Source organism: Bradyrhizobium sp. LA2.1 (assembly GCF_040547725.1).
Lineage (GTDB): Bacteria > Pseudomonadota > Alphaproteobacteria > Rhizobiales > Xanthobacteraceae > Bradyrhizobium > Bradyrhizobium barranii.
Genome location: NZ_JBEPQI010000020.1, coordinates 120,000 through 143,855 on the forward strand (window position 1 = coordinate 120,000; position 23,856 = coordinate 143,855).

Genomic DNA, 23,856 nt, shown 5'->3' on the forward strand with positions numbered 1-23,856 from the left:
GGATCCGCCCATGGGCAATCGCCTGGGGTTGATCCTTGGCGCGGTCCAATCGCGTACCGCCCCATTTTCATGTGTGCTACATGGTTGGCTAGCAAAATGTAGCAGGAAAGGCAGATCATGACTGACGATCAGGTCAATCTCGTCGTTCAGCACCTTTGCGAGCAATTGCACTTGGCGCTCCGGTTGAAGGGCAGCGAAGCACATCCACCAAACGCCAAGGATATTGGATTCGATCCGGCCTCTGTGAGAACCGTATTGCTGACCGGCTTGCGTTCGGCGGGTGTCACGACCCGCCACGAGGCGGTCGGGAAGAGCGAAGAGCCGCCGTGGTCCTAGACACAAAACGCGGGACAGAAGCCCCGCGCCGATGTCTCAGCTGGGTCAGCAGCAGACAAATCCACGACAGCGTCCATAGGTCCGTTAAGGGCCAACAACCGACGTTCGATATATCGTCCGTTCGCATCTCGGAACCGCGTCGCGGACGCCGTAGTTAACTGCTCGATTGTATTCGGACAAACGGCGGTCTCCGCTGACCATCGAGGATGTTGCTCCCGCCCAGTAGACGCGGATGTAAAGCGAGAACTGGCCACTCGCAGGCAGCCAGTTGCTCTCTTTGTCTACTTGTCTACGCTCGGTGATTTTGGCACCAGCGCGCAGCGTCAACGAACCGTCCCGACATTGAACGTTCGCTTCGCAGGGAACGTTGGCGGCATCTTGCCGCTCGCCTCAGCGCCAGGTTGCCGGTTCGCAGGGAGGCTTATTAAACGGACCTCCGGCATAACTGCCAACGTCTGGAGCCCGGACACAGTGAACGACGTTGGAGGTAGGGACGACTGCACCGCTTTTGTCGCGCCACGCCGACCTACGCCAGCTTGCCGGTTCGCAGGGAGGCTTATTGAACGGCCCTCCGGCAAAACTGCCAACGTCTGGAGCCCGGATGCAGTGAACGACGCGGGACGGATGGACGGCTGCGCCGCTTTGGTCGTACCACGCGGCCATGGCCGGACTAGCGAACATGGCCGCGGCGATCAGTCCTATCGAAGCAAGCTTCCTCATTTGCGCGTCTCCTTATGTGTCAATGATTGAACGACTGACTATCCTTTGCGGCTCATTCCTACCGAAGAGACTGCAAGCAACATTTTGCGGTATCGACTATGCACATCATCAAGGTTGATCTATATCAACTTCGCCCGAATACGGCGGCTGATGACCGCTCTGGGTCAAACTACGAAAAACTCAACCTGAGCAAATTCAGTCCGCTATGCCCTATTGATCGGACCTCAATGAGGCGTGCCGCCACTTCGCTGATGGGCCCAATTGCAGACAAGCTTTGTTGAGGAGCCTTCGAGAAGCTCATCAAAAATCAGCGCCGAGGTCATGCGCTACGGCAGCTACCGACCGCCTCGCCACGCAGTTGGGCGCGGGATCCAACGCGGCACATTGATGCAGAACGCTTCGTATTCCGCGCCGAATGACCTTTTTAGCGTCGGCTCTTCGTAGCCCACGACAAAAAGGTGGAAGGCGAGCCAGACGACTGCGCCGTAGGCGAACAGCCCCCAATCGCCGAACAGGAGCGCCTGGCCGAAAATGACGGCGGCGACCGCCACGTAGATTGGATTGCGCACATAGCGATAGAGGCCGGTAACGACGAGATGTTGGGTCGGGGCGATCGGCGCCGGCGTGCCGAGCCCCTGCAGTGCGAAACGCGCGAATGAATCCACGAGCCCGGCTAAGCCGGCAAGAATTAGCGCGGCGCCGACGAAGCGCGTGAGCTCGACGCGGAGAAACGGCAACTTGAACTCCCAGCGTGAAATCCACCACGGGACCACCCCAGCCACCACGCAGGGCGCGAACACGAAGAAGATGGCGGTGCCGATGACGGCAGCAGTTCTTGGCATAGACACGATCCGTTCCCTGCTATTTTAACACACCGCACCGGGAGCGCGTCAGGTCCGCCTTGGGTCATGAACGACAAAGCTTGAACTGAGCGCAATAGGTCTGCTTTCGGGCAAATTGCCACCAACCCGCGCTCGTTGTCCTGACAATGAGTGCAGCTAGCGCGCTACGGCGCGGAAGGCCCGGCGCGGACAACACCGGTGTTTCTGCTATAGTGCGACGTTCGAACTTGCGGGGCGGCTGCTTCAAGGGTTGAAATCATGCACAGAGCATCTGGATCATTACTACTTGCCTTCGTTTTTATTCTATTTGCTCCGCAAGTGCGGGCGCAGCAGATTCCGGCCGAAACCGTTCAGGGAATGCTTGCGGCCCAGATACGCACGCAAGGCTTCACTTGCGAAAAGCCACTCGGCGCAAAGAAGAACACGAAGGCGTCTCGACCTGATCGCGACGTTTGGGTTCTCAAATGCAGCAACGCCATGTACAAGATCACGCGCGTTCCCGATATGGCGGCGAAGGTCGAGCCGCTGCCGTGAGCTCGGTGGTCTTTACGGGACCAGCGCCATGATGGACTTGTGCCGGTATTTTGCCTGACGTCTCAAACGTCCTAGCGGCGAGGGCTCAAGCCATGCCTCACGGTCGCCTTAGCTTCCGCTGATGCCGACCAGACGCGGGCGGCGGTTTGCGAGCGGGTTCTCGGCTGGCAGGGCGCGCAGCCAGTCGCGGAAGCTGACGATCTCGGGGCAATCCGCGGTGCCTTCAGGCGCGATCAGCCAATCACCGAGGCCTGATCCCTCATTGACCCGGTCGCAGCGATAGCCCGGATGGCGGCCGAGACCGCGGGCGATCAGCAGGTCGACCTTGCCCTCGACCAATTCGTGCAGGCCTGCGGGCTGGAGCACCCGCAAACCGATCTCCGCATGCGCGCTGCGAAACTCCGCCAATTCGAGCCGGCGCAGGTCGAAGCTGCCATGGACCCCCAACTGCAGCAGCACCGCGCCCGCCGGCTTCAATTGCGAGGTCGCCTCCGCAATGTGGCGAAAACCTTCGGAGACCCCGGGCAGATAGGCTTGACCGGCCGCGGTGAGAATGAGCTGCTTATGCAGCCGCTCGAACAGCTGCACGCCGAGGCGTGCCTCCAGCGCCTTCACCTGCTGTCCCACGGCGGCAGGTGTCACGTGCAGCTCGTGCGCGGCCAGCTTGAAGCTGAGATGCCGGGCGGCGGCCTCAAAAGCGCGGAGCGCGTTGAGCGGGGGAAGGGTGTAGGTCATCGCGGCTCGCAGTTTGACACTGATGGGCCTTGGCCTTGCAATAGATTTTCTTGCGCTGAACCGCGGCAACAATGCTTTGCGAAGCAGTGATGTCGCCGGATACGGTCGGCCCGCAATCCGGAGAACTCCCATGCCGCGCCGAATCGATCATCTCGTCATTTGCGTCCACGATCTGGAACAGGCTGCGCCGGATTGGCAGCGGCTTGGCTTCAACCTCACGCCGACCGGCGTGCATCCGTTCGGAACCAGCAACCGCCTGGCGCAGTTCGCCGACAATTTTCTGGAGTTGCTGGCCGTCACCGACAATGCGTTGGTGCCGCCAGCCACGCCGGGCCATTTCAGCTTCGCGGCCCACAATCGCGATTTTCTTGAGACCGCCGAGGGGATGTCGATGCTGGTCTTGCACAGCACCGACGCCCACGCCGATGCCGCGCGTTTCGGGGCCGACCGCATCGGCGATTATGCTCCGTTCGATTTCGGCCGTGACGCGGTGCTCCCGGGCGGAGGCACGGCGCGCGTCGCGTTTTCGCTGGCCTTTGCCACCGATCCCGCCATGCCCGGGCTCGCGTTCTTCACCTGCCAGCAGCGTCACCCGCCGGAACTGTTCTGGAAGGCGCAGTATCAGCGTCATCCCAACGGCGCCCTCCGCGTGGTAGAGGTGGTGATGTCGGCCGCGGAGCCGGCGGCGCATCGCGATTTTCTCGAGCGCCTCACGGAAGGCACGGCCGAGCTTGCGCCCGGGCGGCTGACCATTGGTGAGCGCGGCAATCATATCACCTTGCTTGACCCGTCCGAGCTGGCGCGTCGGTTGCCGGGCCTCGCGAACAGCGCTTCGCCGCGCTTTTGCGCGGCGCGTCTGGCGGTCGCTGATCTGGATGCGACAGGGCGAACACTGAAACACAACGGCGTCGGCTTCGCGATGACCGGTGCCGTGCTGTTGGTGCCACCCGCCACCGCGCATGGTCTGGCGCTCGAATTCGTCGAACAGGAGGCAAACTGACATGGCTCACATCGTCAACCACAATCCCGCAACGGTCCATCCTCCCGCCGGCGGTTACAGCATGGGACTTGAATTGACGCAGCATCGCCGCCTGTTGTTCGTCAGCGGCCAGGTGCCCGAGAAAACCGACGGCACCGTGCCCGAAGGTTTCGAGGCGCAATGCGAGCAGGCCTGGCGCAACGTGATCGAGGTGCTCGCCGCCGCGGGGCTTGGCGTCGAGCATCTGGTCAAGGTCACCACGTTCCTGACTGACCGGACTCAAGTCGTGACCAACCGCACCATTCGCAGCAAGGTGCTCGGCGAACATCGGCCGGCGCTGACGGTCGTGGTCGTCGAGACCGTCGACAGCAAATGGCTGCTGGAGATCGAGGCGATCGCCGCGGAATGAAACCGGCTTCGCCAACCCTGCAATGAGCCCTCAGGTGTCCAATGGCTGAGAACATCCATCCCTTCTACGAGACGCATCGGAGCGCCATGGAGACCGCCATGCGCGATCGGCTCGACCTTGCCGAAGCGATGCTGCGCGAGCGCACGCATCTCACCGACATCGACGGGATCAGGCGGGAGGTGATGGACGAATTCGAGATTGTCCTCACCCAGATGCCCTATGTCGGCGGCGCGGCAAGCCGCATGAGCGATTTCTTCATGCACCTGACGGGTTTCATGGCCATCAGCCGCGTGCTGCGACGACACGGCGTGCCGGTGCCTGTGATTGGCGAGATCGAGCGAGAAACCTACAAGGCGCAATTGCTGAATGCGCCCGAAGCGGAGCGTCTCGCCTCAGGGCGGCAATTCATGTCGCCGGAGAACCAGGCCTTGCTGCGCGAGCAGGCGGCAAGGAGCTTTACAAAAGCTCATCAGGAAGAGTTTTCGGAAGACTTCGTCTACGATTTCGTCGAGCCGGGTCCGCAAGACAGCTTCGAATTCGGCATCAACTACAAGGCCTGCGGCTTCTGCAAGCTCGCAGCGCGTCATGGGGACAAGGACGTCCTGCCGAACATCTGCGGCCTCGATTTCGTCGCCTACGCAGCGCGCGGCATCCGCCTGGAGCGCACACAAACATTGGCGGGCGGCGCGAGCCACTGCAATTTCCGCTTCTCGCGGCTCCCGCCGGATGAGGCCGCGAACCCATAAATCGGCCGCGCTGACGGCTCGCGAAACTCCGCTATGCCCCGGTAGCGATCAAATTGCGCATCGCATACTTTGAGCCAAATCAAGGTAGAACTCGAGGCCGGCCGTATCCTCAATGCTTGCCGACGTGGCGATGCAAAATAGCTGCAAAAGAGTGCCCGTCCTTGCGCTGGATCACGACATTGCAAGGAGATCGCCGATGATGGAGCCGCGCAATCGAGTTGTTCAAGTCAGCCTCTTCGGTGATCCCGAGAGGCTGGAGGTGGTCGACGCTCCCTTGCCGACCGCCAGCCGGGGCGAGCTGCGGGTCCGTGTACTTGCGTCGAGCCTCAACTACACCGAGGTGTTGATCAGGCGCCATCTATACCCGCAAACGATGGGCCTCCGGCCGCCGTTCGTAATGGGCTACGACGTGGTCGGGGCAATCGATCAGCTCGGTGAAGGCGTGCATAACTTTCAGATTGGCGACCGCGTGGCCGACATGACGGTGGTCGGGTCAAACGCTGACTACCGCACGCTTCGGGCGAACGACGTGGCCCGCCTGCCGGAGGGCGTAGACGCGGCGGAGGCGGCCACGTTGATCTTGAGCTGGACGACCGCGTACCAGCTTCTGCACCGCGCGGCCCGGGTCCAGCGAGGCCAGCGCGTGCTCGTGCACGGCGCCGCCGGCGCGGTCGGCCAGGCGCTGCTCGTGCTCGGGAGACTGGCCGGCATCGAGCTGTGGGGCACCGCGCGCGGCGAGCACATGGCGCTCGTCCGAGAGCTAGGGGCAACGCCGATCGACTACAAGCATGGGGACTTCACGCGGGTCCTGCCGGGCGGGTTCGACGTCATCGTCGACGGCGTTGGCGAAGACGGCTATCGCCGCTCATACGCGGCGCTCAAGCCAGGCGGCCTGCTCTGTGCCATCGGTTTCTCGGCGAGCGTGCAAGCGCAGCGTCGCATGCTCCCTATCGTGATGGAGATCGCGCGCCTTTACCTGTGGAGATTGTTGCCCGGCGGCAAGCGGGCCCGGTTTTACTCGGTAAATGCCATGCGGGCGCGACATCCCACCTGGTTCAAGGAGGACTTGGAGCGGCTGTTCGGGCTTTTGGCAACTGGTGCCATCCGGCCGCGCATCGCCGAGCGGATCTCCTTCGACGAGGTTGCCGATGCTCACCGTCGCCTCGAGGCTGGTGGCCTCGAGGGCAAGCTCGTGCTGTGCCCGGATCTCTTGTCGCGACACAACCAGCGCGCCGCCTGAGACGACGCTCCAGACATGTATCCGCGGATAGATTCCTGGATTGCTTCGCTGCGCTCGCAATGACGGAGTTCGGGGCCGGGCCCGAGGCCCATCGGCGCCCGTCGCCATGATGACATCGTGCTCCTGTTTTGCGCGACGTGTCAAACGCCCCTGGAGCGCGGGCTCAAGCCACTCCGCGCCAAAATCTTCAATGATTTGTACTGTGCATGGGGTTGTTTTCGCGTTTTTTGTTTTGAGGGCTGCCTACGCCGCTGCTTTTTCCCTCAGCCGCTGCGCGTAGACGTTGATGACCAGCGCCGCGAGCAGGATCAAGCCGCGGATCAGGATCTTCAGGAAGCTGTCGATGTTGACGTGGTCGAGGCCGTTATTGAGGACGCCGAGAACGAAGAGCCCGACGATGGTGTTGCCGATGCCGCCGCGGCCGCCGAACAGGCTGGTACCGCCGACGACGACGGCGGCGATGGAGTCGAGCAAATAGGTGTCGAACTCGTTCTGCTGCGCGCTGCCGAAGTGGGCGACGCCGAGCATGCCGCCGATCCCCGAGCACACCGCGGAGATCACCATCACAGCGCCGAGGATGAGCTTGACGTTGAGGCCGGAATATTCGGCCGCCTCGCGATTGCCGCCGACCATGTAGACGTAGCGGCCGAAGCGCGTGTAGGTCAGCACCAGATGGCCGCCGAGCAGCATGATGGCCGCGACGATGACGATCCAGGGGATCCCGCCGATCGAGCCCGAGCCGAGCGTGGTGATCAGGCCGGGCACCTTGTAGGCGATCTGGCCGCGCACCAGCAGCGCCGAGACGCCGGCCGCGATCTGCATCATGGCCAGCGTCATGATGAAGGAGGGGATACCGATCACGGTCAGGCCGAGGGCGTTGACGAGGCCGAGCAGCGCGCAGAGCAGGATCGACAGGATGATCGCGACCGCGCCGGGCAGGGGGATGTTGGCGATGTTGACGTAGGATTCCTGCAGCGTGAAGTAGGCGACCGCGATGCCGGTGACGTTGGCGATGCTGGCGACCGAGAGGTCGATCTCGGCGCAGAGGATCACGAAGGTGAGGCCGACCGCGATGATGCCGGTCACCGACACCTGCGTCAGGATGTTGCCGAGATTGTCCAACGTCGCGAAGGAGGGGCTGGCAAAGGCGAAGAAGGCGGAGAGGAAGATCAGGGTGAGGAACGGCGCGATGTTGCGCATCTGCGAGCGCAGGAAGGGCGCAACGCCGCGCGGCCGCTGACCTGCCGCCAAAGCCGTCTCACTGCTCGCCATGGTGCTTCTCCGTCACGCCGCTTCCAGCAGGCGGTCCTTGCTGACCGGCTCGTTCTTGAATTCCCGCACCAATGCGCCGCGCTTGAGCACGAGGATGCGGTCGGCCAGCGACAGCACCGTTTCGGGCTCGGTCGACAGCACGATGACCGCAAGCCCCTTGGCGCGGAGATCGCGGACGATGTTGATGACGTCGTTCTTGGCGCCGACATCCATGCCGCGGGTCGGCTCGCACAGCACCAGCAGCTTCGGCGGATAGGTCAGCCATTTTGCCAGCGCGACCTTCTGCTGGTTGCCGCCGGAGAGCATGCCGAGGTCGAGACCGACCACCGGCGGCCTGATCTGCAACTGCTCGACCTGGCGCTTGGCGATGTCGCGCTCCTGCGCCGGCTTGAGCAACAGCGACGAGATGCGGTCGAGAATGCTGATCGAGATGTTCTTGTAGACCGGCTCCTGGTGAAACAGCATGGCACGCCGGCTCTCCGGCACCAGCGCCACGCCGGCGCGCCGCGCCGCCGCCGTGCTGGCGAAGGTTTTTGGCTTGCCCTCGACCGCGAGCGTGCCGCCGTCCGGCTTCAGCTTGCCGAACAGGATGCGCGACAGCTCCTGCTGGCCGCAGCCCATGAACCCGTAGATGCCGAGCACCTCGCCGGCGCGCGCCTCGAAGGAGATGTCCTTCAGGCTGCGGGCCAGCGACAATTGGTCGACCTTCAGAACCACGGAGCTGTCGCTCGGCCGTGGCAGCATGAGGTCATCGGTGTAGCTGTGCTCGAGCGCTTCGCCGCCGCGGCCGATCATGGCCTCGATCAGCGCGCCCTTGCTGGTCGCAGCCGCCGCGGTCTCGGCGACCTTCCGCCCGTTGCGGAACACGGTCACCGTGTCGGACACGAGCAGGATGTCCTCGATGAAATGCGAGATGAAGACGATCGCGGTGCCTTCCTCGCGCAGCCGCCGCAGCGTCGCGAACAGCCGTTCGACCTCCGGCGGGGAGAGGGCGGAGGTCGGCTCGTCCAGGATGACGATGCGGGCGCCGGAGAACAGCACCCGGGCGATCTCGATCAGCTGCTGCAGCCCGATCGGGAGGTCGCCGAGGCGGCTCATCGGATCGACGTCGATGCCGAAGCGGGCGAGCTGCTCGCCGGCCTCACGCGCCATGCGCCGCCATTGCACGAGGCCGAACCGGTTGGTCGGCTGGTTGCCCAGGAACACGTTCTCGGCGACGGTGAGATCGGGCGCGACGCTGAGCTCCTGATGCACCATGGCGATACCGGCCGCGTGTGCATCGCGGGCCGAGCGGAAATGCGTCTCCTTCCCGTCGATCAGGAAGCGGCCGGAGAATTCGCTGTGCACGCCGGCGATGATCTTCATCAGCGTGCTTTTGCCGGCGCCGTTCTCGCCGACGAGACCGTGGATCTCGCCGGGTGAAAGCGCGAAGTCGACACCACGAAGCGCCTCGACGCCGCCGAAGCTCTTCGTGATGCCTTGCAGTTCCAGGATGGGCGAACGAACCTCAGGCATGGAGGCTCAGATTAGGAAGTGATCCTGCATCCACTGCATCCCGGCGGCGTTGGCCTTGGTCACGACCGGGCCGTCGGTGACGACGTTCTTGGGAATGCCCTGTCCGCTCTTCTCACCGCCGACCACGGCGGAAACGCCCGCGATGATGGCGCCGCCATGGATGCGGCAGGACGGATTGCGCACGGTCGCGAACATGCGGCCCTCGCTCACCGCCTGGATCGCCGGTGGCATCGCATCGACGCCGCCGATCAGGATGTTGGTGCGATTGCGCGCCTTCATGATGTTGGCGGCGGCAAGCGCCATGTCGTCATTGTGGAAGAACGCCGCGTCGATCTGCGGATATTTGGTCAGGTAGGTTTCCCAGAGGCGCGCGGTTTTCGACACGTCCCAGTCGGCAGGCTGGGTGTCGAGCACCTCGATGTTCGGGAACTGCTTGACGACGGTGTTGAAGCCCTTCGCCCGGCCTTGCGCGCCGGTATGGCCGAGCGCGCCCTGCGTCATGATGATCTTGCCTTTGCCGCCCATGGCGTTGCACAGCGCCTGCGTCACCGAGGCGCCCATGAACTCGTTGTCGGGGGCAAGGAAAGAATGGACGTTGATCTGATCGAGCGGCGCGATCAGCGTGTCCATGTCGATCACCGGCGTGCCGGCATCGATCATCTTCTGCACAGGCTGGGTGAGGGTGCCGATACCGAAGGCCTGGATCGCGACGAAGTCCCACTTTTGCGAGGCCATGTTGTCGATCGCCGCGCGCTGCTTCACCGCATCGAGCTGGCCATCGAACCAGGTCACCTCGACATTGAACAGCTTGCCCCAGAATTCCGCCGCCTGCTTGCCTTGGGCGCACCAGGTGGCCTGGAGGCCCGCATTGGAGAAGGCCGCCTTCAGCGGCTTCTCGGATCGTCCGACCTCGGCTGCAAGGGCGGGGTTTATGCCCATGCTGCCGAGAAGGGCAGTCGCGGCGCCGGCGGTCGCCGCCGCCTGAAGAAGATCGCGCCTCGTCGTCGAGAAATCTTTCGTCCCGGACATCGCTCGCTCCCATAAAATTTTCGTCGGCGCGTCATTGATTGCGCGACCGATGTCCGAAAGTCTCTCACAAGAGTTCCTGCCACTCAATCTGCAATCGATCGCGAGATCGCCGCAGCTCGTGTTGGTGCAGCGCAAAGCGTCAGGCCGGAATAGTGGCGAAGGCGTCGATCTCGACGAGCATCTGGTCCCAGGCCCGTGCGATTTCCGGCGACCATTCGTCGCCGAGGAGGTCGCGCAGCGCATCCCTGATGACGGCGAAGAACGCGATGAACAGCTCGCGCGGGGTGCCGTAGCCATCGTGCGAGGTGACCTCGCAGGCGATCAGCCTGAAATGGCCCCGACGCTCACCGGCGAAGTCGAGGATCGCCTCGATCGTCAGCGCAAGCATTGATCCCATCACCAGCTCGCTGCCCTGCGAGCGGAACATGGTCTGCGTTTCGGGATGCTGTTCGAACAGCCGTTGGTAGACGAGTGGCGTGAGATCCGCGCAACGCGAGGCTGCGAGTTCGAAGCTGTTTTCGATTGGATTAGAGGGAACGCTCATCGGCATCGAAGCCATGCGGGCAAAAGAAGCCTTGCGGGCAAAAAAAGAGCGGGGCCCTAGCCCCGCTCGAAAATTGTGTCGACCCTATTATCCCCGATTCTAAGATTTGCTCTTGATTGACGGGGCGACGCTGCGTTTTGCGCGCCAGGGGCTCCTCCCGAGACTTGGACCACCAGACTTCGACCTCGCGGCCAGCCTGAGCAAGAGGGATGCTAGATCAACTTTTCTCACTTGTCATCATTTTCGGCAACGATTGTTCAAAATTAGAGCAGCTGACGAAATGATCGGGCTGTTTGCCCCGTAAGCATATGACAAATATAAGAAATCTGTGGACGGGGCGGGTTGCCGGACTGCCTCAAATGCCGGACGTCCCAGCCCGTGGGGCGGCGGGATCACAGTTTTCGAGAAATTTGCGCTGGGCCAAGAAGCCGGCGGAACTGACCTCGACTCAGGTCTCGGCGAGGTGTTTAGTTCGTAGGCGAACGAATGGCTCGGCGGATGCGCGCACGGCTACAAAAATTCCTACCCCTGGTCCTGCTCGCTTTGGCGATGCAGGTGCTGGCGCCGATTGCCGCCTGTCTGGCGGCCGGCCAGGCCGTGGCCGATCCGTTGTCTGCCGGCGTCATCTGCCACAGCGCCAGCGAGCAGGGCGGTCTGGACGACCAGACCGGCGCGCCGACCGCACATGGCGCCGCGTGCGCGCTGTGCTGCCTGGCGCAGGCAGGCGCATCGCTCGATTCGCCGCCGCACGTTGCACTCGCCATTCCCTTCCGCCACGCCGCGCGCGTGGTGTGGCATGCGGCGGATGTATCCGCCGTCGCGATCCATAAGGGCACAAGCGCCCAGGCGCGCGCACCACCTCAATTTTCCTGACGACCCTCGTGATTGCCGCGGTCCGTCCGCTGGCGATCGATGCTGTCGAATGGCCGGAGAGAAAGCCGGCGTCAGGAATGCCCCATGTTACGTTGTCATGCCCGCCGTGGCGTGAGCGTCGTCGCGGTCCAGGCCGCGCTGCTTGCGTCGTCGAGCGGAGTCTTTGCCCAAAGCACCAACTCGGAGCTGCCGGCGGTGACCGTTGAGGCGCCGCAGACTGGCCGTGCCAAACCAGTCACCCGGCCTTCGCAGCCGCGATCCGCTTCGGCCGGCCGCGCAGCGAGGCCTGTTACGCCGAGTGCGAGCGTCGGCGCGTCGGCCCCAAACCGGGCCGTGACGGCCAGCGCTGCGCGAGCCGGTCTCAATCAGGCGCCAACCGGCCAGACCGAGACGACCATCTATCGCAGCCAGTTCGACAACCGGCCGGCGGTTACCGTGGCCGACGTGCTGCGCGAGAGCCCCGGCATATCGGTGAAGCAGGGCAACGGACCCCGCGATATCGGCATCTCGATCCGCGGCTCCAACGCCCGCAACGGCTTCGGCATCCGCAATCTCGTGATCTTCGACGACGGTTTTCCGGTGACGCAGCCGGACGGCCTGTCGCGCAGTGACCTGATCGATCCGCGCGCCTATGCCGCCATCGACGTAATCCGCGGCCCCTCGTCGGCGCTCTACGGCAATTACGCGACCGGCGGCGCGCTCAATTTCCGGACACGGCCGGGCGGCACGATCGACGGCGTCGAATATGGCGTCGACGGCGGCAGCTACGGCTATCTCAACAATTATCTCGCGGCCGGCAAAAAGGTCGGGAACTTCGAGGGCTCGCTGTTCGCAAGCGACACGCGAGGCGACGGCTATATCGGCAATAGCTGGTTCAATACGCAGACCGTCAACTTCCTCGGCACGCTCAAGGCGACGCCGGACGATCGTTTCACGGTCAAGATCATCAACAACGACCTCAGCACTAGGCTGCCGATCCGGCAGTCGCTGAACCAGTACTATCAAAACCCTTTCCAGCAGGGCTGTGCGACCGGCGTCTCGGCCGCCGCCGGATGCGGCACGGTCACACTGTTCAACAACGGCTTCAATGCAACCGCTGGAACCGACAAGGAGACGGCCGTGCAGGCCGGGCTTGGCCGCAACGACCGCCGCACCATCGTCGGCGGCCGCTGGGAGCACGATTTCGACAACACCACGACCTGGCGCAACCAGTTCGTGTTCGACGACAGGAACATCAATCAGCCGACCGGCACGACCAGCGCGATCGGAGATTTTCCCTCGTACAATTTCATGAGCGACGTCACCAAGCGGGGCGAGATTCTCGGCCTGGAATCGACCACGTTCTTCGGTGCCTTCTACAACACCCTGACGGCCTCGAGCGACACGCGGAACGTCATGCCGGGGGGCAATGCCACACTCGGCAGTCTGTCGAGCAATCTTTATAGCCAGACGACCAATTACGGCGTTCGCGCGCGGGAAGAGCTCAAGCTGACGACATCCTTGACGGCTGTCGCGGGCATCGGCTGGGAAACTACCGTTCTTAAGGGGATCAACACTGCGTATGCGTACGCTGGCCCCACTGGCATTACCACGACGACGCTGACGACCGCGGACAGGCAATTCCAGAACACCGCGCCTGAACTGGCCTTGCTTTATACGGTGAACAACGAGTGGGTGCTCAGGGGGCGGGTTGCTACGGGGTACGGCACTCCGCAGGTTTCGAACCTGTTTGTCCTGCCGAGTGGGCTGTCGGGCAACAATACCCAGCTCCAGGCTCAGAAAAATCTGGGCTACGACCTCGGTTTCGACTGGACACCGAACAACACGCTCAAGGTCAGCGCGACGGGCTTCTACGAGTTCTTTCGCGACGAACTTGTATCGCAGGCAACACCTGTCAATTCACCTAACACGAGCTACACGTTCAATGCGCCGCGCTCGGAGCATCGCGGCATCGAGCTTGCGGCCGACTGGAAGTTCTATCCGGGCTGGCGGTTCATGGCGGCGTACACCTACCTCGACGAGGTCTACACGGAGTATGTCGAGAATATCAGCAATGGCGCGGTGTTCAGCTTCAACCGGGCCGGCAACAAGATCCCCGGCATTTCGCCCAACGAGCTGACAGCCCGCGTTGGCTACGACGAGTTTGCGGGGCCACTGGCAGGTCTCGGTGGCTTCGTTGAGGTCCAGTGGAAGGACTCCTTCTACATGGACAATGCAAATCTGTTGAAGGCGCCGGGTTACGATCTGGTCAATTTGAACGTCCACTACAAGACCGATCTGGTGTCCGACACTTTCAGATCCCTGAACCTGTTCCTCGAAGTCAGGAATGTTTTCGACCGCACCTACGTCGCGTCGGCAAACAACATCGCCAATACGGTCACGGCGGCGGGCCTTCAAAATCCTGCGAGCGTGCTCGCAAACACGACGGGATCGATCTACGCGGGCTCGCCGCGCCTGTTCGTTGCGGGTATGAAGGTGGCATTCAGATGATCCGGGCTCTCGAAGGGAATAGGGCCATGGTCCGAAGTGGCTTGCTTGGGATAGTCGCTCTTGCATTCCTGCAAGGGGCGGCGCTCGCGCAGATGCACGGTCAGCATGCCTCCGAAGCGGCGTGCGAGGAGCCGACGCTGCGCTGTGCAACCAAGGTGACGCCCGCATTCGGACCGGACGGAACGCTGTGGCTGGCCTGGATGGCGGGCGGGCAGGTCTCGGTTGCGAGCTCGCCGGATGCGGGGCGCAGCTTCTCGGCGCCCACCCAGGTCACGACGAAGCGGCTGAACCTTGATTGGGGGCCGGACGCCCGGCCGAAGATCGTGGTCGATCGCAAGGGCGGCGTCGCGCTCGCATTCTCGATCTTCCGGGATGAGGCATTTAACGGCCAGGTGCTCTACACACGCTCCGCCGACGGCGGGAAGAGCTTTGCGGAACTGAAGCCCATCACCGCCAACAATGAGAGCCAGCGCTTTGAGGCACTGGCTCTCGATCAGGATGGAACGGTCTTCGCGGCGTGGCTGGACAAGCGCAATCGCGTCCCCGCGAAGGAGGCGGGACGGAAGTACGAGGGAGCAGGGCTGTTCTTCGCCTCGTCGCGCGATGGCGGCGCCACCTACGCGGAGGCGAAGCTTGCGCGTGACAACACCTGCGAATGCTGCCGGTTGGGGCTGGCATTCGCGGCGCTCGGGCGGCCGGCGGTGATCTTCAGAAACATTTTTGACGGCGGCGTGCGCGACCACGCGGTCATGACATTCGCCGACGTCTCGACGCCGGGTGAAATCCATCGGGTCAGCAATGACGACTGGCAGATCAACGCCTGCCCGCATCACGGACCGAGCCTCACGGTTGCGCCGAACGGGACCTATCACATCGCCTGGTACACGAACGGCAAGACGCGGAAGGGACTGTTCTACGCCCACTCGCGCGACGAAGGCCGTACCTTCTCTGCGCCCATGGCGCTGGGGCAGCCGGGCCGCAATCCGACGCGCCCTTACGTGCTCGCAGGGGCTGTGGGAACGGTGATGGTCTGGAAGGAGTTCGACGGCGAGAAGACCTCGGTCCAGATGACGATCTCCCGCGACGACGGTGAGACGTGGTCGCCGCCGAAGACGATATCGAGCACGACCGACACATCCGATCATCCCTTGCTCGTCTCCAATGGCCGGCAGACCTACCTGTCATGGATGACGAAAGCGGACGGCTATCGGCTCACAGCAATCGAGGACCAGCCATGAGACGTCGATTTGCAGGCATTCTGGGTCTGGGTATCCTGATCGCGTCAACGGCTACGCTGGGAGCAGCGCCGGCCCTGAAACCGTTCGAGCGCGGCACCTGGCAAGGCGTCCTTAGGGGTCATGCGGGCCGCCCGACGCTCGTGCATTTCTGGGGCGTGACCTGCGGGCCCTGCAAGGTCGAGCTGCCGTTGCTCGGGCAGTTTGCGAAGGACCATCCCGGGATCGACGTGGTCACGATCAGCGCCGATCTCGTGCCGAACTTGCCGGCGGCAACGCAGTCGATGCTTGACAAGGCGGGGCTGTCGTCGACCGAGAACTTCATCTTCAACGACGGTTTTGTCGAGCGTTTGAGGTTCGAGATCGACCCCGCCTGGCAGGGCGACATTCCCCGGACCATGCTTATCTCCCGGGACGGGACAATCACGACGATCGAAGGCTCGGCCGAGATGGCCGATCTCGAAAAATGGTCGGGCCAACAGCTCGCCACACACTGAAATTCAATCTGCAAACGGGAATACCGATATGAAGACCATGTTGAAAGATGTGCTGCTCGCAGCGTTCGCTCTCGCGCTCTGTGCAGCACCAGCGGCGGCCGAGGACGTCAAGGCCGGCGATCTCGTCATCTCGCAGGCCTGGAGCCGGGCGACGCCGGGCGGCGCCAAGGTCGCCGGCGGCTATCTCACCATCGAGAACAAGGGGACAACGGCGGACAGGCTGGTCAGCGTTTCCGCCGACATCGCGGGGAAGACCGAGGTCCATGAGATGGCGATGGACAACGGTGTGATGAAGATGCGTCCGCTCGACAAGGGGCTCGTGATCGATGCCGGCAAGACGGTGAAGCTCGCGCCCGGCGGCAATCATCTGATGCTCCAGGAGCTGAAGGGGCCGTTCAAGCAGGGTGACAAGGTACCGGTGACGCTGGAGTTCGAGAAGGCCGGCAAGGTCGCCGTCTCCCTTGACGTCCAGGGCGTCGGTGCGCAGGCGCCCGGCGACGGCGGGCACATGATGAAGAAAATGCCGGATCATTCGGGAATGAAGATGTGATGAAACAGATCAAGTCTCCGATGACCTCGCCTCGAAATTTCGCGGGCCTTGCGCTCGCGATGGCTGCCTTGCTGTCGGTTGCCGCGACACCGCTTGCGGCGGCGACGGACGACGACAGCTTCTTCACGCACCTGCACACCGAGAAGGCGATGGCCAACGTCACGGTCTCGCCGGGGCGCGCTGGCCCGGTCGAGATCGCCATCCAGCTCGAAACCACGGACGAGACGCCGCTTGCGGCGAGAGCCGTGTCGGTGACGCTCGTGGACACGCAGTCCGGGCGGAAGCTCGCGCCGGTCGAGGCTTCGCGCGACGGCGAGGACAGCTGGCACGTGAAGGTCGCGCAATTGACGCCCGGACGCTGGATGCTAGGCCTCGGAATTTCGATCTCCGAGGCCGATCATGTCAGCGTGGAATCGCCGATCCTGATCAAATGACGTTGTCGAAGGGGCCAAACATGTCGAAGAAATCCTGCCTGTTCCTGATCGCCGCGCTGGCCGCGTCGCCTGCATCGGCGCATATCACGCTCGAGACCAAGCAGGCGACTGTTGGTTCCTACTATAAGGCCGTCTTCGCCGTGCCGCACGGCTGCGCGGGTTCGCCTACCGTGAAGATCAGGGTGCAGATTCCGGAAGGCGTGATCGCGGTGAAGCCGATGCCGAAGGCGGGCTGGAGCGTCGATGTCGTCGAAGGCAAGTACGCCAATGAATACGACTATCACGGCAACAAGCTTGCCTCCGGCGTCAGGGAGGTGGCCTGGTCCGGCGGCAAGCTGCCGGATCACAATTACGACGAGTTCGTCATCAGCAGCTTCCTGACCAACAGCCTGAAGCCGAACACGACGCTGTATTTCCCTGTCGTCCAGGAGTGCGAGACTGGCGTCAGCCGCTGGATCGAGATCCCGGCGGACGGGGAAGGGCATTCGCATGAGGGCAAATCGCCGGCACCGGGCGTGAAGCTCCTGCCAAAACCCTAATGCGCCTGCTCGCCGCGCTCGCGACGCTCCTCTGCGTTGTCGGCTTCACGACCGGCGCGTCCGCACATGCGGCGCTCGTCGCAGTCGAGCCGGCGAGCGGCAGCATGCTTGCGAGCGCGCCGAAGGCGGTGGAGTTGCGATTCAACGAGGCGGTGACGCCGGGCGCAATCCAATTGATCGACGGCGCGGGCAGGGCGCGGGACGATGCGCGCGTCAGCGCGTCGGGCGAAACGATCTCTGTCGCGATGCCGCCCGACCTGCCGCAAGGCACTGCGGTCGTCAGCTATCGCGTGATCTCGCAGGACGGCCATCCCGTCGCGGGATCGGTGATCTTCTCGATCGGCATGCCGACGGGGACGCAACCTCCCGCCAATGCGGATCGCGGGTTGAATGTGCTGATCTGGCTTGCGCGGGTCGGTCTGTATCTCGGGCTGTTCGTCGGTGTCGGAGGCGTGTTCTTTGCGCGCTGGGTTGCGTGGTCGACGACGGGCATGACCGTGCCGCGCGTAGCGCTCGCCATCGGCATTCCGAGCGCCGCTGTCTCTCTCGGGGTGTTAGGCCTGGATCTTCTCGGGCTGCCGCCAGCGGCTCTCGCGACGGCCGCCCCCTGGAAAGTCGCGTTCGCGACCAGTGCCGGCCCCGCGCTGCTAGTTGCGATTGCTGCGATGCTGTTCGCGTTGATGGCGCTGCGCAGCGCATGGTACGCGCGCGCTCTTGCGATCATCGCGCTGGTCGGCGTCGGCCTGTCGCTTGCCATGACCGGGCACGCTGCAACGGCCCCGCCGGAGGCGTTGACCCGGCCGGCGATCTTTCTCCACGGCCTCGGCGTCACCATCTGGATCGGTGCTCTCGCGCCGCTGGTCGCGCTGGTGTCGAAGCCGACGACTGCGACGCTCCCCGTCGTGAACCGCTTTTCCCGCATCGCTGCGCTGGCGGTCGGCGTGCTGGCCTTGACCGGCCTCGCACTCGCGATCGTTCAGCTCGAAAAGCCGGTCGCGCTGGTCGAGACCCGCTACGGACTCATCCTCTCGATCAAGCTTGCATTGGTCACGGGATTGCTGGGGCTTGCCGCGCTCAATCGGTTCAGGCTGACACCGGCCCTGGCCCGCGACGAGAAAGGGACGCCCGCGCTCAAGCGCTCGATCCTGCTGGAAGGCGCGATCGCACTCGCCATCCTTGCCGTCGTCGCCGGCTGGCGCTTCACCCCGCCGCCGCGGACGATCATTCCCGAGACGCCTTTGGCGATCCACATCCACAGCGACAAGGCGATGTTCCAGGTTCTGGTGTCTCCTGGGAAACCCGGCGTCGACGATTTCGTGCTCCAGCTCATGACCGGCGAGGCCACGCCGCTGATCGCGAAGGAGGTGACGCTGACCCTGAGCCTGCCGGAGCGCGGCATCGAGCCGATGGAGCGGGGCGCATCGCTTGGGCCGGACGGCTACTGGCACGTGCGCAAGGTCGAGCTTCCCTTCGCCGGCCGCTGGCATGTGCGGATTGACGCGCTGGTGACCGATTTCGAGAAGGTCACGCTGGAGGACGAGCTCGATCTGGGGCTGCCTTAAAGCGCGCCGGTGCGGTTCATGCTGAACCTGAAGGCAACGGAAAAATGACAGGAATTCCGCCGCCTTAGCGGCTTTTCCTCATTCCCGGTCTTGTGTTTTCGCTCCCAATCCGCTTTCACTGCAGGCGATCACTGATTCTCAGAGTATTGCCATGCGGTTGTCGCGATTCTTTCTGCCCATCCTCAAGGAAAATCCGAAAGAGGCCGAGATCGTCTCGCATCGGCTGATGCTGCGAGCCGGCATGATCAGGCAGGAGGCGGCCGGCATCTATGCCTGGCTGCCGCTCGGCTTCCGCGTGCTGAAGAAGATCGAGCAGATCGTGCGCGAGGAGCAGGACCGCTCCGGCGCACTGGAACTCTTGATGCCGACGCTCCAGCTGGCCGACCTCTGGCGCGAGAGCGGCCGTTACGACGCCTATGGCCCGGAAATGCTGCGCATCGCCGACCGCCACAAGCGCGAGCTGCTGTATGGGCCGACCAACGAGGAAATGATCACCGAGATCTTCCGCGCCTACGTCAAGTCCTACAAGAACCTGCCGCTGAATCTCTATCATATCCAATGGAAATTCCGCGACGAGCAGCGTCCGCGCTTCGGCGTGATGCGCGGCCGCGAGTTCCTGATGAAGGATGCTTACTCCTTCGACCTCAACGAGGCCGCAGCGCGCGTCGCCTACAACAAGATGTTCGTCGCCTATTTGCGCACCTTCGCGCGAATGGGGCTGAAGGCGATCCCGATGCGCGCCGAGACCGGCCCGATCGGCGGCGATCTCAGCCACGAGTTCATCGTGCTTGCGGAGACCGGTGAATCCGGCGTGTTCATCAATCGCGACGTGCTGGACCTGCCGGTGCCGGGCGAGGACGTCGACTATGACAGCGACCTGACGCCGATCATCAAGCAATGGACCTCGGTCTATGCGGCGACGGAAGACGTGCACGACGCGGCGCGCTTCGAGCAGGAAGTGCCTGCGGACAAGCGGGTGAACACCCGCGGCATCGAGGTCGGGCAGATCTTCTATTTCGGCACGAAGTATTCCGATGCGATGAAGGCACTGGTTGCGGGCCCCGACGGTGTCGATGTGCCGATCCATGGCGGCTCCTACGGCGTCGGCGTCTCGCGCCTGTTAGGTGCCATCATCGAGGCCTGCCATGACGATGCCGGCATCAAATGGCCGGAGGCGGTGGCCCCGTTCCGCGCGTCGATTCTCAACCTCAAGCAGGGCGATGCCGCGGTCGATGCGGCCTGCGAGAAGCTCTACGCCGAGCTCACCGCCAAGGGCGTCGACGTGCTCTACGACGACACCGACCAGCGCGCCGGCGCCAAATTCGCCGCCGCCGACCTGATCGGCATCCCCTGGCAGATCATGATCGGGCCGAAGGGCCTCGCCGAGGGCAAGGTCGAGATCAAGAAGCGCAGTGACGGCTCCCGCGAGACGATGTCGCCTGCGGACGCGGTCGCCCGGCTGGTCGGCTGAATATTGTTCATCGCGCGATATCGCGGCCGCCAATCCGGCCACAATTGACCCCGAATCATGGGATTATCGAGCGATGGATGAGACCATGACCGAGACCAAGCAAACCGCGCCTTTTGCGCCATTCGAGTGGATGCTGTCGGCGCGCTATCTGCGCGCGCGCCGCAAGGAGGGATTCATCTCGGTCATCGCCGGGTTCTCCTTCCTCGGCATCATGCTCGGCGTGGCGACGCTGATCATCGTCATGGCTGTCATGAACGGCTTCCGCAAAGAGCTGCTCGACAAGATTTTGGGCCTCAACGGCCATATCCTGGTGCAGCCGCTGGAATCGCCGCTGACCGACTGGAAGGACGTCGCCGACCGCCTCAGCCAGGTCCAGGGCATCCGGCTCGCAGCGCCCGTGGTCGACGGCCAGGCGCTGGCGTCCTCGCCGTGGAACGCCTCGGGCGTCCTGGTGCGCGGCATCCGCTCCGATGACCTCAACAACCTCACCTCGATCGCCAAGAACATCAAGCAGGGCTCGCTCGAGGGCTTTGACGACGGGCAGGGGGTCGCGATCGGCCGGCGCCTCGCCGACCAGCTGTCATTGCATGCCGGCGACAGCGTGACGCTGGTGGCGCCGAAGGGCGCGGTCACCCCGATGGGCACGACGCCGCGCATAAAACCCTACAAGATCGTGGCGGTGTTCGAGATCGGCATGTCCGAATACGATCTCGGCTTCGTGTTCATGCCGCTGGCCGAAGCTCAGGCCTATTTCAACCGCAGCAACGACGTCACCTCGATCGAGGTGTTCACCACGAACCCCGACAAGATCGACGCCTTCCGCAAGGCGGTGACGGAGGCCGCGGGCCGGCCGGTGTTCCTGGTCGACTGGCGGCAGCGCAACTCGACCTTCTTCAACGCGCTCCAGGTCGAGCGCAACGTGATGTTCCTGATCCTGACCATGATCGTGCTGGTCGCCGCGCTCAACATCGTCTCCGGCCTGATCATGCTGGTGAAGGACAAGGGCAGCGACATCGCGATCCTGCGCACGATGGGCGCTTCGCAAGGCTCGATCATGCGCGTCTTCCTGATCACGGGCGCCTCGATCGGCGTGGTCGGGACGCTGGTCGGCTTTTTCGTAGGCCTCGTGATCTGCCTCAACATCGAGTCCATCAGGCAATTCCTGTCCTGGCTGACCAGCACCGAGCTGTTCTCGCCGGAGCTCTACTTCCTGTCGAAACTGCCCGCCGAGATCGACGTCGGCGAGACCACGGCGGTCGTCATCATGGCGCTGACGCTGTCGTTCCTTGCGACGCTGTACCCGTCGTGGCGCGCCGCGCGCCTCGATCCCGTCGAAGCGCTGCGGTACGAGTGAGGGGCTGATGGAGAGCCAGCAGGGGGCGGAAGATGTACCGGTCATTTATCTCCATGAGATAAAGCGGCAGTACTTGCAGGGCGAGGTGCCGCTGACGATCCTCGACAACGCCAAGCTCGCGCTGTGGGCCGGGCAATCGGTCGCGCTGGTCGCACCGTCGGGCTCGGGCAAATCGACGTTGCTGCACATCGCGGGGCTGCTTGAAGCGCCCGATTCCGGCGAGGTCTACGTCAACGGCGCGCCGACCTCGCAGCTCCCCGACATCGAGCGTACCCAGCTCCGCCGCACCGATATCGGCTTCGTCTACCAGTCGCACCGGCTGCTGCCGGAGTTCTCGGCGCTCGAGAACGTGATGATGCCGCAGATGATCCGCGGCCTGAAGAAGTCGGAGAGCGTCAAGCGCGCCAAGGAGATCCTTGGCTATCTCGGCCTCGGCGACCGCATCACCCATCGGCCCGCGGAACTGTCGGGCGGTGAGCAGCAGCGCGTCGCGATTGCGCGCGCGGTCGCCAACGCGCCGCGCGTGCTGTTCGCGGACGAGCCGACCGGCAACCTCGATCCGCACACGGCGGATCACGTCTTCCAGGCCCTGATGCAGCTGGTCAAGGCGACCAAGGTCTCCATGCTGATCGCGACCCACAACATGGAGCTGGCCGGCCGCATGGACCGGCGCGTGTCGCTGTCGAACGGCCAGGTCGTCGAGCTCGAATAATAAGAACTGCGAAAACAACCCCATGCACAGTAGCCGGCCTTGGCCGGCTACGATCGGGGTGACGCCTTCCAACCATTTGGCGTGTCGGGCCTTTCGGCTGCGACGGCGCATCGCCGCAGCGGCGGGGTCGTTATGGCCTGATCACCGTCAATTTGAACGGTCCCGCATTGGCCGCGGCGTGTTCCACCGCCTCGTTGACGTGGTCGAGGTCGAAATCCGTCGTCGCGTATTCGTCGAGCCGCAATAATCCCGCGCGCACCAGCGCGATCAGGCGGCTCGCTGCATCCGGCGGATACATCCAGACGCCGTGGATGCTGATGCAGTTGCGCATGATCCAGGGGTACGGCAGATCGAGGCCCGCGCCGCCCGCCATGCCGACGCCGCCCATGAGCACGACGCGGCCGTAAGCGCGCACCGTCATGATCGCCGCGCGTACGACGGTCGTGCTGACCGAGGGGGGCATGATGTCGAACACGCAGTCGATCGGTCCCGGTGCGGCGCGCTTCATGCTTTCGCAGTCGTCGCTCTCGTTGCCGGTGAGTTTCACCGGCTTCACTCGATCGCCGAAGCGGCGGACGAGGTCGGCCAGAATCCTGTCGTTGCGACCGGGCGCGACCACGCAGGCCGCGCCCATCGCGAGCGCGACCGAGACGGCCGCGCTGCCGAAATTGCCGGTGGCGCCGCTCACCAGCACGGTCTCGCCGGGCTGAAGGTTGGCGGCGAGGAAGCCGCCATAGGGCACCAGCGCCGTCCCCAGCGCGCACCATTGCGAGGCTTCCGCGGACGTGATCGCGCCAAGCCGCTTTACATTCTCGGTCGGCACGCGCATCCGCTCGGCATAGGAGCCGTGGCGAAAATGCCGTTGCAGGCGCATACCGCCGGGGCCGGCGGCCGTGAGCCCTTGCAGGGCGATATCGGGCGCCACGATGTCATCGCGCGAACGCACCGTCGGGTCGCAGAACACCCAGTCGTCAACGGCGAGCTTGGTCGCGTCCGGGCCGATCGCGCGCACCCGGCCGATGCCGCCGGGACCCGGGATGATCGGCAGGTCGAGCGCGTAGTTTCGTTCGCCGCTGAAAACCTCGTTCATGTAGGACAGGACGCGCGTGGCGACGACGTCGACGATGACCTCGCCGGTGCCGAGCACCGGCTCCGGCACATTCTCGATCACCAGCGGCGATCCGAAGGATTTGAGTACGGCAGCTTTCATGATGTTCACCTCAAAGTCGGGTGAAAAG

The 23,856-nt window shown here is 63.8% G+C and carries 24 protein-coding genes; 17 read left to right on the forward strand and 7 right to left on the reverse strand.

The genetic code is table 11. From position 1 onward, the window contains the following. The first annotated feature begins 117 nt into the window (after positions 1–117). On the forward strand, positions 118–336 hold the full coding sequence (locus ABIB95_RS32240; protein WP_247342444.1) for a hypothetical protein: 219 nt from the start codon (positions 118–120) through the stop codon (positions 334–336). Between the two features lie 1,055 nt (positions 337–1,391). Here ABIB95_RS32240 and ABIB95_RS32245 read toward each other — a convergent pair. Continuing rightward, on the reverse strand, positions 1,392–1,898 hold the full coding sequence (locus ABIB95_RS32245; protein WP_502917891.1) for a methyltransferase family protein: 507 nt from the start codon (positions 1,896–1,898) through the stop codon (positions 1,392–1,394). Positions 1,899–2,156: 258 nt separating this feature from the next. Between ABIB95_RS32245 and ABIB95_RS32250 the strand changes: the two genes are divergently transcribed. Further along, the gene (locus tag ABIB95_RS32250; RefSeq protein ID WP_354096081.1) at positions 2,157–2,432 is read left to right on the forward strand and encodes a hypothetical protein; all 276 of its coding nucleotides are present in this window, start codon (positions 2,157–2,159) and stop codon (positions 2,430–2,432) included. Positions 2,433–2,540: 108 nt separating this feature from the next. Here the strand turns inward: ABIB95_RS32250 and ABIB95_RS32255 are convergent, their stop codons facing one another. Beyond that, positions 2,541–3,167: a LysR family transcriptional regulator gene (locus tag ABIB95_RS32255; RefSeq protein WP_354245417.1), complete on the reverse strand. Its 627-nt coding sequence runs from the start codon at positions 3,165–3,167 to the stop codon at positions 2,541–2,543. Between the two features lie 130 nt (positions 3,168–3,297). On the opposite strand from ABIB95_RS32255, the gene ABIB95_RS32260 reads away from it, so the two are divergent. The 4 genes from ABIB95_RS32260 (at position 3,298) to ABIB95_RS32275 (ending at position 6,541) form a co-directional block, all read left to right on the forward strand. Beyond that, entirely contained in the window at positions 3,298–4,167 is an 870-nt protein-coding gene (locus ABIB95_RS32260; RefSeq protein ID WP_354245419.1) for a VOC family protein, read from the forward strand. Position 4,168: 1 nt separating this feature from the next. After that, entirely contained in the window at positions 4,169–4,555 is a 387-nt protein-coding gene (locus ABIB95_RS32265; protein ID WP_063982996.1) for a RidA family protein, read from the forward strand. A gap of 41 nt (positions 4,556–4,596) precedes the next feature. Further along, on the forward strand, positions 4,597–5,301 hold the full coding sequence (locus ABIB95_RS32270; protein WP_354245422.1) for an L-2-amino-thiazoline-4-carboxylic acid hydrolase: 705 nt from the start codon (positions 4,597–4,599) through the stop codon (positions 5,299–5,301). A gap of 196 nt (positions 5,302–5,497) precedes the next feature. Beyond that, on the forward strand, positions 5,498–6,541 hold the full coding sequence (locus ABIB95_RS32275) for a medium chain dehydrogenase/reductase family protein (RefSeq protein WP_354245425.1): 1,044 nt from the start codon (positions 5,498–5,500) through the stop codon (positions 6,539–6,541). Between the two features lie 243 nt (positions 6,542–6,784). Here the strand turns inward: ABIB95_RS32275 and ABIB95_RS32280 are convergent, their stop codons facing one another. The 4 genes from ABIB95_RS32280 to ABIB95_RS32295 all read right to left on the reverse strand — a co-directional run bounded on the left by ABIB95_RS32280 (position 6,785) and on the right by ABIB95_RS32295 (position 10,901). Further along, entirely contained in the window at positions 6,785–7,813 is a 1,029-nt protein-coding gene (locus ABIB95_RS32280; protein WP_354245427.1) for an ABC transporter permease, read from the reverse strand. 12 nt (positions 7,814–7,825) lie between these two features. Continuing rightward, entirely contained in the window at positions 7,826–9,328 is a 1,503-nt protein-coding gene (locus tag ABIB95_RS32285) for a sugar ABC transporter ATP-binding protein (protein ID WP_071913405.1), read from the reverse strand. Positions 9,329–9,334: 6 nt separating this feature from the next. Beyond that, the gene (locus ABIB95_RS32290; RefSeq protein ID WP_028155964.1) at positions 9,335–10,357 is read right to left on the reverse strand and encodes a sugar ABC transporter substrate-binding protein; all 1,023 of its coding nucleotides are present in this window, start codon (positions 10,355–10,357) and stop codon (positions 9,335–9,337) included. Between the two features lie 139 nt (positions 10,358–10,496). Further along, positions 10,497–10,901 carry a globin gene (locus ABIB95_RS32295; RefSeq protein ID WP_354245431.1) on the reverse strand — a complete coding sequence of 135 codons (405 nt, stop codon included), beginning with the start codon at positions 10,899–10,901 and terminating at the stop codon, positions 10,497–10,499. Between the two features lie 498 nt (positions 10,902–11,399). Between ABIB95_RS32295 and ABIB95_RS32300 the strand changes: the two genes are divergently transcribed. The 11 genes from ABIB95_RS32300 to ABIB95_RS32350 all read left to right on the forward strand — a co-directional run bounded on the left by ABIB95_RS32300 (position 11,400) and on the right by ABIB95_RS32350 (position 22,618). Then, on the forward strand, positions 11,400–11,774 hold the full coding sequence (locus ABIB95_RS32300; protein WP_175618088.1) for a DUF2946 domain-containing protein: 375 nt from the start codon (positions 11,400–11,402) through the stop codon (positions 11,772–11,774). 84 nt (positions 11,775–11,858) lie between these two features. Continuing rightward, a complete protein-coding gene (locus tag ABIB95_RS32305; protein WP_354245434.1) occupies positions 11,859–14,264 on the forward strand; it encodes a TonB-dependent receptor family protein in 2,406 nt (801 codons plus the stop codon). A 26-nt stretch (positions 14,265–14,290) separates the two neighbouring features. Continuing rightward, a complete protein-coding gene (locus ABIB95_RS32310) occupies positions 14,291–15,502 on the forward strand; it encodes a sialidase family protein (RefSeq protein ID WP_354245437.1) in 1,212 nt (403 codons plus the stop codon). Continuing rightward, positions 15,499–15,996 carry a TlpA family protein disulfide reductase gene (locus ABIB95_RS32315; RefSeq protein WP_166341994.1) on the forward strand — a complete coding sequence of 166 codons (498 nt, stop codon included), beginning with the start codon at positions 15,499–15,501 and terminating at the stop codon, positions 15,994–15,996. The genes ABIB95_RS32310 and ABIB95_RS32315 overlap by 4 nt, the downstream gene beginning before the upstream one ends. 28 nt (positions 15,997–16,024) lie before the next feature. After that, positions 16,025–16,546, forward strand: coding sequence for a copper chaperone PCu(A)C (locus ABIB95_RS32320; protein WP_063983006.1), 522 nt, complete (start codon positions 16,025–16,027; stop codon positions 16,544–16,546). Next, the gene (locus ABIB95_RS32325; protein ID WP_071913414.1) at positions 16,546–16,980 is read left to right on the forward strand and encodes a hypothetical protein; all 435 of its coding nucleotides are present in this window, start codon (positions 16,546–16,548) and stop codon (positions 16,978–16,980) included. The genes ABIB95_RS32320 and ABIB95_RS32325 overlap by 1 nt, the downstream gene beginning before the upstream one ends. A 20-nt stretch (positions 16,981–17,000) precedes the next feature. Beyond that, positions 17,001–17,519 (forward strand): YcnI family copper-binding membrane protein, encoded by a 519-nt coding sequence (locus tag ABIB95_RS32330; RefSeq protein WP_208087111.1) that lies wholly within the window; start codon positions 17,001–17,003, stop codon positions 17,517–17,519. Beyond that, complete coding sequence (locus tag ABIB95_RS32335) at positions 17,519–19,081, forward strand: copper resistance CopC/CopD family protein (protein WP_354245442.1); 1,563 nt, start codon at positions 17,519–17,521, stop codon at positions 19,079–19,081. Before ABIB95_RS32330 ends, ABIB95_RS32335 begins: the two co-directional genes overlap by 1 nt. A 151-nt stretch (positions 19,082–19,232) precedes the next feature. Beyond that, complete coding sequence (proS, locus tag ABIB95_RS32340) at positions 19,233–20,552, forward strand: proline--tRNA ligase (protein ID WP_354245445.1); 1,320 nt, start codon at positions 19,233–19,235, stop codon at positions 20,550–20,552. Positions 20,553–20,625: 73 nt separating this feature from the next. Continuing rightward, positions 20,626–21,906, forward strand: coding sequence for a lipoprotein-releasing ABC transporter permease subunit (locus tag ABIB95_RS32345; protein ID WP_014494909.1), 1,281 nt, complete (start codon positions 20,626–20,628; stop codon positions 21,904–21,906). Between the two features lie 7 nt (positions 21,907–21,913). Further along, on the forward strand, positions 21,914–22,618 hold the full coding sequence (locus tag ABIB95_RS32350) for an ABC transporter ATP-binding protein (RefSeq protein ID WP_028153958.1): 705 nt from the start codon (positions 21,914–21,916) through the stop codon (positions 22,616–22,618). A gap of 130 nt (positions 22,619–22,748) precedes the next feature. Here the strand turns inward: ABIB95_RS32350 and ABIB95_RS32355 are convergent, their stop codons facing one another. Then, the gene (locus ABIB95_RS32355) at positions 22,749–23,828 is read right to left on the reverse strand and encodes a zinc-binding dehydrogenase (protein ID WP_354245448.1); all 1,080 of its coding nucleotides are present in this window, start codon (positions 23,826–23,828) and stop codon (positions 22,749–22,751) included. Positions 23,829–23,856: the final 28 nt, after the last annotated feature.